This is a genomic window from Streptomyces sp. CA2R106 (assembly GCF_037034245.1).
GTDB lineage: Bacteria > Actinomycetota > Actinomycetes > Streptomycetales > Streptomycetaceae > Actinacidiphila.
Window position 1 is genome coordinate 88,675 of sequence record NZ_JBAGKC010000029.1, and the last position, 7,961, is coordinate 96,635.

A 7,961-nucleotide genomic window follows, 5' to 3' on the forward strand; every position below is an offset into this window, starting at 1 on the left:
CTCCTATCGGTTGCGTTGAGGGAAGCCGTGCGTGCCCCGGGCCCGATCCGATCGGGCGCCCTCACGGCCCCCGCGGGTGCGGGTCCGGGGCTGGTGGTGCAGGTCAGCCGCTTGTACGGCCGTTACCGCTTCTCGGTCAGGGAGAGGTCGACCACGCGGGCGCGGCCCTCGACCTTCGCCACCCTGGCGACTTCCTTCGCGGCCTCGTCGCGGTTGTCGGCGGTGACGGTGCCGTACCCGTCCCCGACCCTCTCGGACAGGCCACCGCTAGCGGGCTGCACGAGGGTCGCGTACCACTGGTACTTCGGCATGCTGTAACTCCCTGCTGATCTCGGGGCCGGACTGTCCGACTCCCCGTCACCGCCCCACCCCCGACGTGCTGTCGGGAGGTGGGGCGGATCAGGCAGCCGTCAGGCCGACCGGCCGTCGTCGGCGGGGAAGATGACCGCACGGACCGCGCCCTTGACCCTCGGGTCGTCGCGCCAGGTGAAGACCGCATGCAGGTACGTCATGCCGTCGGAGTCAGTGCGCTCCCGCCACCGGTCAGCGGCCAGATAGTCGCACCACACGTCGAACGCGGCGCGCTGGTCAGCGGCGGTGACGGTCAGGCCGTGCACGTCGGCGACCAGGTCGCCCATCGTGTTCAGCGTCCACGCCACCGCCGGCAACCCCATCCGGTAGCCGTAGGCCAGGACGCTGGCCAGCGCGGTAGCGCCGCGCTGCTGCAACCGGTGCCAGTCCCGCCCGGTGTACTCGCCCACGTCGTCACCCCGCCTCAGACCAGGATGATCAGCAGCGCGCCGACCAGAAGCCACAGGTGGTGCCAGCTCTGATCGAGGGCGTAGGCGCCGGTCCCGATGTGCGGGTTGTCGTCGTGGCCGGGCCGCGGTGCCCCGAGGCGGTAGAAGCCGCCGTTGCCCAGCAGATCGGCGAGACGAGCGAGGGTAGACCGTCGGTCGGCCCACCAGTGCGTGACCGCATCCACCCCCAGCCCAGCGGCCACACCCCACACCGACAGGTGCAGACCGAGCAGCAGACCGGCCGGCAGCAGCACGACCAACTTCGTAGCCGTGAGGGTCAGCACGTGGCGGGTGTCGGCCAGGCGACCGGCCCAGCCGGGCCGGCCCTTGGCCGCGGATTGCGCGGAGGTCTGCACCCAGTGGTCACCCACCGAGTGCGCGACCCATAAGGCGATGAAGACCGCGGCGAACGTGGCAGCGTGCATGGAAGCTCCCAACGGGATTGGTGGAGGGAAAGCGGCAGCGGGGGGCGAACCTGGTCAGGAAGGCCAACGGCGCAGCCAGGAAGAATGGGGGGTGCCCCGGGCCCGATCCGATCGGGCGTCGTCACGGCCCCCGCACGGGGCGGGGCCGGGGCTGGTGGTGCGGTCAGCCGCGCTGGGGGTAGTCGTGGCCGGCGGGCGGGTACTGGTCCAGGTCCGGGCTGGACAGCAGACCGTCCCGGACGATCTCGGTGAACTGATCGCCGTGCTTGGGCAGACGCGAGCCGCGCAGACCGACCAGCAGTCGGTCAGTGCGGTCCCAGTCGTCGGTGGAGTCCTCACGCGTGCGACCGAACATGGTGGGTTTCCCTTCGAATCAGCGGGTGGTGTCGTGCGTGCCCCGGGCCGGATCTGATCCGGCAGCGTCATGCCTGGTCCGGGGCTGTGGTGCGGAGTCAGAGCTGGTTGCGCTCCAGCGAGAAGAAGATGGTGGTCGCGCCCCTGTACTCCGGGTGGTCCTGCTTGATCTGGTCACGCAGACCCTTGAAAAGCTGGGCACGAGTCCAGCCCGCAGGCGGGGTAATCGCGTTGCTGAACTCGCACACCGCGAACCCGTTCGGGCTCGGAACCTGAAGCGTCAAGATGAAGTGATGGGTCGGCTGCTCAGCCACGACGGGCCTCCCTCGTCTGGACCGGACTGTCCGGCTCCCCGTCACCGCCCAGCCCCGCCAGACCGGCAGGAATGGGCGGATCAGGCAACCGTCAGGCGGTCAGAACCGAGCACCGGCCGTGATCAGCCGGTTGGCCGCAGCGATCGCCTCGGTCCGACGGGCGGACAGCGCATCCGGGTCCGGAGCTCCGCGCAGGGCGTAGGTGGCGTCGGCCGCCGCGCGGGCCGCCGGGGCCAGTTCGGGAGCGAGGATCGCCAGCATGGTCAGCGGGGCAGTGATCGCGGCGCGGGTGACGTGGCTCTCGGCCCGCGCCGCGGCGTACGCGTCGGGGGTGGCTCCGGTCAGCCGCAGGTCCTCCCGAACCCACATTGCCCGGCGGTGATCCGCCAACGCGGACACCAGCGCCGTGAGCGCCGCACGGCACTCCCGAGCCTGGTCCGCGGCCCGCGCCTCAGCCCGCGCCGCACGCCCGGCTCGCTCCTGCAACACGTAGGCGACCACCGACCCCGCCAGGGTGCCGATGACCGCGATGATCGCACTGACCATCAGTGCCTCCCGGGCTGGTCGGTGAGGTGAGCGGCGTCCGTGTAGGCGTCGCGGATCATGTCCTGCTGCCAGGCCAGGTCACCGCCGGACGCCGGCGGGTCCTGCTTCGCCAAGTCCGCAGCCCACGTGTCGGCCTGCGACTGGAGCTTCTGCGCGGCGTAGTCGGTGCTGCTCACCGGCCCCACCGCCCCCCACCGGCGGCGTTGCCGTTGGTGCGGGTCTGGCCGGACTGCTCACGCGCCGCGGCCTGCGTCGCCGGGCTGTTGTGCTGCGCGTAGTCCTCACGCGCCTGCGCCAGCAGTTCCGCAACGGGGTCGGGCTGGGTCTGGTCGGTGTCACCAGAGCGGAATAGGCTCATCGGTGATCCCCCTTCGGGATCGAAAGGGCGCACCCCGCAAGCTGCCAGGCTGGAGGGGGTGCGCCCGCTGGTGTTCGTACGGCTGATCAGCGGTTCGAGCAGCCACGGCCGCCGCACCGCCGCGCCCCGAAGGGGCGGGCGGCACGGGACCGTGCGTGCTCGCACGCAGCCCGATCCCGACCGACAGGCCCCGCAGGGCCGAACCGGTCCGGATCAGGCGATGACGCGAAGGGCCGCCGCCGCGCCGGTCCCGCGCGGCGGCGCCCCCCGTAATCGGCGACCCATCAGCGGGTCTCCTTTCAAGCAGTGCGGATCTCGGGTGATCCGTTGACCGCGGCCGTCCCCTGCCGGCCGGAAGGCCGGGGTGGTGCAGCAGCGACTCCTTGCCCGCTCCCGAAAGAATCAGCAGGCCAGGCCCCTTTTTGTGCCCCGGGGAGGTCGGTGGCCCCGGCCGTCCTATCCACCGGACGGAGGTGCGGCCCGGGTCACCCCGAGCGGCCTCCCGAGCCCGGAACGGTCACGGGCTGGAGGCGACCCCATCGACCACCCAAGAGCAGATGGCTGGGGCTGCACACGATGCAGTTGTCAATGAACGTCGGTCACTTCGGACCGCTGAGCTGCGAAAACGCCACAGCACCACCGGAACCTCCGGCCTTGTGGGTTCGTGGGTTTGTGGGCAAACCCTCGAACCGAGGATGACACTAGCGGGAGGTCCAGCGGGGCGCAAGTGTTTGCCCACAAACCTACGAACTGCGATGCTGGTGGGATGGAACCTCAGCCGACGGCCGTGCAAGCGCCGATTCACCTCCGCATCGCCGATGACCTGCGCATGGAGATCGAGCGGGGGGCGCTCGCCCCCGGTGACTCGCTCCCGACCCTTGGGGAGATCTGCCAGCGCTACGGCTGCTCAATGAACTCCGCGCGCTCTGCGGTGTCCCTGCTCAAGGCTCAGGGGCTGATCACTGCGGGGCGAGGCAAGGCGCCCGTGGTCCGCATCCCGCCCGGAAAGGTGGTCCGCTCATCCGAACGGCACCAAGCCGAGAAGGATTTGGCTCGCCGCCCGGAGAAGGAGCGGGCCGCCGTAGGCGAAGCTGAGACGAATCTCGGTATGTCGATCGTGGAGCAGGTGTTCAGTTCCACATACGACACGATTGCCGCCGATGAAAAGATTGCCGAAGTCTTCGGCATTCCCCCGGGAGATTCCCTACTGAGGCGAAGGTACGTCTCAAACGATTCGCGCACGGGCCATCTCCTGTCGTTCAGCACGTCGTATATGCCCGTGTCGCTGATCGCTTCCAACCCGGATCTCTTGGACGAGAAAAAGGAACCATGGCCGGGCGGTACACAGCATCAACTCTCCACCGTGGGCGTTGAGATCATGTGCATGGTCGACCAGGTGACAGGCAGGATGCCCACCACCGTGGAAGCACAGCAATGGGGCCTGCCCGATGGGGTTCCTCTGCTCATCTGTCGCCGAATCTCCCTAGACTCCGAGAACCGAACCGTCGAAATCTCGGATGCCGAATACCCGGCGGATCGAACAGAACTCAGATTCGTTACCCCACTGAAGCCTTGGCGGAAGAAGAAGGGTGCAAATTCCTAGCGCAGTCTCAACACGCTATCCGGAGGGTTCACCGTGGCAAACGCACTGTCTGAAGACGAACAGGGATTCATGGAGCGCGCAATTGAGCTGTCGCGCCACTCCCTGGAAGACCAAGGGAAAACGCCGTTCGGCGCCATCATCGTAATTGGCGGTCAGGTCGTGAGCGAGGGAACAAGCAGCGTTGTCGAGTTGAGCGATCCGACCGCGCACGCGGAGGTGATGGCGCTCCGCGGCGCAGGGCGGACGCTGGGGCGCCACCTGTTCGAAGACGGGGTGATGTACGCGAGCAGCGAGCCGTGCCCCATGTGCCTGGTGGCCTGCTACTGGGCGCGTCTGCCCCGAATCGTGTTCGGCGCCACCAGCCATGACGTGGCCGTGAACGGATTCGAGGACTTGCAGCTCTACCGTGAGTTGACCCACCCGGCGGACCGGCGGTCTCTCCAGGAGGAAGTAGCCGGCGGGACCCTCAGCGACCAGGCGGTAGACGTGCTGCGATCGTGGTCCGCGGCGTTGCCCGAGCCGGTTGTGCCCAAGCTCTAACGCCACAGCACGGTCACCTTCGCGCCTCAAGGTAGAGCTTCCACAGGTCGGCCGCTCCGCCGCACTGGAAGAGGGACTGCGGGCATTCCTCGCAGTCCCTCATGTGGTCGACGTAGGCCCGATAGGCGCTTTGGGCCCGCCCTTCGGCCGCAATGCCAGAGACCACGGCAAGTGGTTTCGGTTCGTTACGCGCGTTCCGCTCGGTACGCTCGGCCACGTCGACTCCTCGTAGTCGGCCATCCCCCCGGGCCGGCTCCACGGTCGCGGGGGTTTTCCCTGATCAGACAGTACCGCTACATACCGCTCCATGGTGCACCACGGGACTACCTGCGGATGCCCAGGGCGTAGTTCCGCCTTACGTTCGGGCCCATGAGCGGAGACTTCCCGCAGTACGTCTACGTGCAGGTTGCCGACCAGGTCGAAGCTGAGATCAGGTCCGGCCGGCTCCCAGTGGGGGCACGGCTCCCGAACGAGCGGGATATGGGAGCGCAGTACGGCGTAGCACCCGGGACCGCGCGCCGGGCCGTAGCCGAGCTCCGAGACCGTGGATTGGTCGCGACCTTGCCGAACAAGGGCACGTTCGTCGTGGCCACGGAGGCCGGGAACTAGCAGGCCAACCGGCTCGCGTTGTCCTGATCTTTGTCCAGTGCGCACACGGCCGTCCGCGTTCGCCGACGTACACATGCCGTCCCTGACCTGCAACGCGAACGCCCACGAACGCTCCCGAACGGCCCTGCGGACAGTTGGAAAGCGTGTTGGGGGCAACCCCTCACGAGTTCGAATCTCGTATCCTCCGCCAGTGCCTCACCGGGCACGACGTCCGAAGGGCCCCCTCGCGAACGAGGGGGCCCTTCGACGTTCGCAGTTGCAGTTGACCGCCCGGAGTCCCGGCTCCCGGGGGCGAGCTAGGAGCCAGAGGCGTCTCCTGAGAGGACCGAGCGGGCTCGAGCCAGCGCGTCCGGCCGCATCTCTCCATAGAGAGAGACGGACACGAGCAAGATCCCCATCGACGCCGCCGGCACCCGCGCACCTTCCGGCAGTCGCAGCGCAGCTGGGAGCCACGCCACGAAGGGGACTGCGACTGCGAGCAGTGGTTGCGTCCTTGGAAGTGGTGTACAGGGTTGGACCTGATCCGGGGTTGATCCCGGCGTCTGGGTTGACGGCCGCATAGAAAGACGGCCACCGGCTGATCTTCGAAGTGTCTAAGCCTCGAAGGAGATCAGCACGATGACCGCACCAAACAGTCTGCCCCTCCACGCCCTCATCGAGGACAACCTGGCCTCGGCGAGTCCCGACCTGCTGCGCGCGATGGTCAAGACGTTCACCGACGCGCTCATGTCGGCGGAGGCCGACGTGCTGTGCAACGCCGAATACGGACAGGTCAGCGACGAACGCGTCAACCACCGCAGCGGCTACCGCCCGCGCGAGTGGGACACCCGAGCCGGGACGGTCGAACTGGCGATCCCCAAGCTGCGGACCGGCAGCCACTTCCCGGCCTGGCTGCTGGAACGACGCCGCCGGGCCGAACAGGCCCTCATCTCCGTGGCCGCCACCGCCTACCTCCTCGGAGTCTCCACCCGACGCGTCGAAAAACTCGCCGGGTCGTTAGGCGCCACACAACTCTCGAAGTCGCAGATCAGCGCCATGGCCAAGCACCTTGACGATCAAGTCACCGCGTTCCGCAACCGGCCCCTGGACGCCGGCCCGTATGCGTTCGTCTGGGTCGACGCGCTCACGCTGAAGGTCCGCGAACAGGGCCGGATCATCAACGTCCACGCGCTGGTCGCCGTCGGTGTCAACGCTGACGGATACCGCGAGATCCTCGGCATCGACGTGGCCACCGCCGAGGACGGCCTCGGCTGGCTGGCGTTCCTGCGCTCGCTGACCGCCCGCGGCCTGGGCGGCGTCCAGCTCATCGTCTCCGACGCCCACACCGGCCTGGTGGCCGCGATCGGCGCGGTCCTGCCCGGCGCGTCCTGACAGCGCTGTCGCACCCACTACGCCAGGAATCTGCTGTCCCAGGTCACGAAATCCGCCCAGCCCTGGGTGGCCACTCGCCTGCGGACGGTCTTCGAACAGCCCGACAGCGACGCGGTCCAAGCCCAGATGCGGCACGTCCTGGACGCGCTGGAAGCCAAATTCCCCAAGGCCGCCGATCACCTCGACACAGCCCAGGGCAGACCTGCTGGCCTTCACCGCGTTCCCGCGTGAGATCTGGCGGCAGATCTGGTCCAACAACCTCCAAGAACGCCTGAACAAGGAGATCCGCCGCCGCACCGACGTCGTCGGGATCTTCCCCGACCGCACCGCCGTCATCCGCCTGGTCGGCGCCGTCCTGGCCGAGCAGAACGACGAGTGGACCGAAGCCCGCCGCTACATGAGCCGCGAACTACCGGCCAAGACCAGCCACCCGATCGAGTCAGAAGACAACGAGACCACCCTGCCCACCCAACTCACCGCATAACCTCACAACAAGATCACCGAGTGGCCGTCGAAACACCACCCCAGCGGACGTGACCCGAGCAGCCGATCGCAGCGGCTCCCAGTTGGGAGCAGGCTCGACACCGGCCAGGTCACTCTCGTCCAGCAGATTGCCTACGCGGGCCTCCCCGAAACGTTCGCTGATGGTGTGCAGAAGCCGGGCGATTTCTGCTCGGGCTGCTGGTGGGTCAAGATCGAGCCTTGCCATAGCAGCCCGCAAAGCGGAGACGATCAGGGCGGCATGCTTGCGCTCATCTGCTTGATCGACGGCCACCCCATGTGCTGTTACGGACAGCAACTCGTGCACCCCCTGGACGGTGTAGGTCAGGTGGAAGCGTCGGCCGATCACGGTCATGATCCGGCCCAGGGTGCAGCGCTGGTTCTCCCATCCGGGCACAGCCGGCCCCTTTGCCAGTTCCGCCTCCAATTGCGCGAACTGCTTGTCGCTCAGCCTTGGCAGCGACGCCGGGACCTGCGACCGCAAAGTGCGTGGACCGCCCTCGGCCCACCCGTGACGCCATCACTACACCGAGCGGACAC

At 68.1% G+C, this 7,961-nt stretch carries 12 protein-coding genes and 2 pseudogenes; 4 read left to right on the forward strand and 10 right to left on the reverse strand.

Annotation, left to right across the window (positions count from 1 at the left end; genetic code table 11):
* Window positions 1-122: 122 nt before the first annotated feature.
* From WA788_RS29585 to WA788_RS29620, 8 genes are all read right to left on the reverse strand, one after another.
* Window positions 123-311, reverse strand: coding sequence for a hypothetical protein (locus WA788_RS29585; protein WP_335982449.1), 189 nt, complete (start codon window positions 309-311; stop codon window positions 123-125).
* A 99-nt stretch (window positions 312-410) separates the two neighbouring features.
* Window positions 411-761 (reverse strand): hypothetical protein, encoded by a 351-nt coding sequence (locus WA788_RS29590; protein WP_335982450.1) that lies wholly within the window; start codon window positions 759-761, stop codon window positions 411-413.
* A 14-nt stretch (window positions 762-775) separates the two neighbouring features.
* On the reverse strand, window positions 776-1,225 hold the full coding sequence (locus WA788_RS29595) for a transcriptional regulator (RefSeq protein WP_335982451.1): 450 nt from the start codon (window positions 1,223-1,225) through the stop codon (window positions 776-778).
* A 163-nt stretch (window positions 1,226-1,388) separates the two neighbouring features.
* The gene (locus WA788_RS29600; RefSeq protein ID WP_335982453.1) at window positions 1,389-1,580 is read right to left on the reverse strand and encodes a hypothetical protein; all 192 of its coding nucleotides are present in this window, start codon (window positions 1,578-1,580) and stop codon (window positions 1,389-1,391) included.
* Between the two features lie 97 nt (window positions 1,581-1,677).
* Window positions 1,678-1,893: a hypothetical protein gene (locus WA788_RS29605; RefSeq protein WP_335982455.1), complete on the reverse strand. Its 216-nt coding sequence runs from the start codon at window positions 1,891-1,893 to the stop codon at window positions 1,678-1,680.
* A gap of 99 nt (window positions 1,894-1,992) precedes the next feature.
* Window positions 1,993-2,439: a protein kilB gene (locus tag WA788_RS29610; protein ID WP_335982456.1), complete on the reverse strand. Its 447-nt coding sequence runs from the start codon at window positions 2,437-2,439 to the stop codon at window positions 1,993-1,995.
* A complete protein-coding gene (locus WA788_RS29615) occupies window positions 2,439-2,615 on the reverse strand; it encodes a hypothetical protein (RefSeq protein ID WP_335982457.1) in 177 nt (58 codons plus the stop codon). The genes WA788_RS29610 and WA788_RS29615 overlap by 1 nt, the downstream gene beginning before the upstream one ends.
* Window positions 2,612-2,797 (reverse strand): hypothetical protein, encoded by a 186-nt coding sequence (locus WA788_RS29620; protein ID WP_335982459.1) that lies wholly within the window; start codon window positions 2,795-2,797, stop codon window positions 2,612-2,614. Before WA788_RS29620 ends, WA788_RS29615 begins: the two co-directional genes overlap by 4 nt.
* 766 nt (window positions 2,798-3,563) lie before the next feature.
* Here WA788_RS29620 and WA788_RS29625 point away from each other — a divergent pair.
* Both WA788_RS29625 and WA788_RS29630 read left to right on the forward strand, forming a co-directional pair.
* Window positions 3,564-4,400, forward strand: a complete 837-nt coding sequence (locus WA788_RS29625) for a GntR family transcriptional regulator (RefSeq protein WP_335982460.1) — start codon at window positions 3,564-3,566, stop codon at window positions 4,398-4,400.
* 33 nt (window positions 4,401-4,433) lie between these two features.
* The gene (locus tag WA788_RS29630; protein ID WP_335982462.1) at window positions 4,434-4,940 is read left to right on the forward strand and encodes a nucleoside deaminase; all 507 of its coding nucleotides are present in this window, start codon (window positions 4,434-4,436) and stop codon (window positions 4,938-4,940) included.
* Between the two features lie 13 nt (window positions 4,941-4,953).
* Here the strand turns inward: WA788_RS29630 and WA788_RS29635 are convergent, their stop codons facing one another.
* Entirely contained in the window at window positions 4,954-5,157 is a 204-nt protein-coding gene (locus WA788_RS29635; RefSeq protein ID WP_335982464.1) for a hypothetical protein, read from the reverse strand.
* 152 nt (window positions 5,158-5,309) lie between these two features.
* On the opposite strand from WA788_RS29635, the gene WA788_RS29640 reads away from it, so the two are divergent.
* Together WA788_RS29640 and WA788_RS29645 are read left to right on the forward strand one after the other, a co-directional pair.
* A complete protein-coding gene (locus WA788_RS29640; RefSeq protein WP_335982465.1) occupies window positions 5,310-5,549 on the forward strand; it encodes a GntR family transcriptional regulator in 240 nt (79 codons plus the stop codon).
* Between the two features lie 618 nt (window positions 5,550-6,167).
* Window positions 6,168-7,404, forward strand: a pseudogene (locus tag WA788_RS29645) (IS256 family transposase).
* A 309-nt stretch (window positions 7,405-7,713) separates the two neighbouring features.
* Here WA788_RS29645 and WA788_RS36130 read toward each other — a convergent pair.
* A pseudogene (locus tag WA788_RS36130) lies at window positions 7,714-7,941 on the reverse strand (IS630 family transposase); the annotation flags it as partial.
* Between the last annotated feature and the right edge of the window lie 20 nt (window positions 7,942-7,961).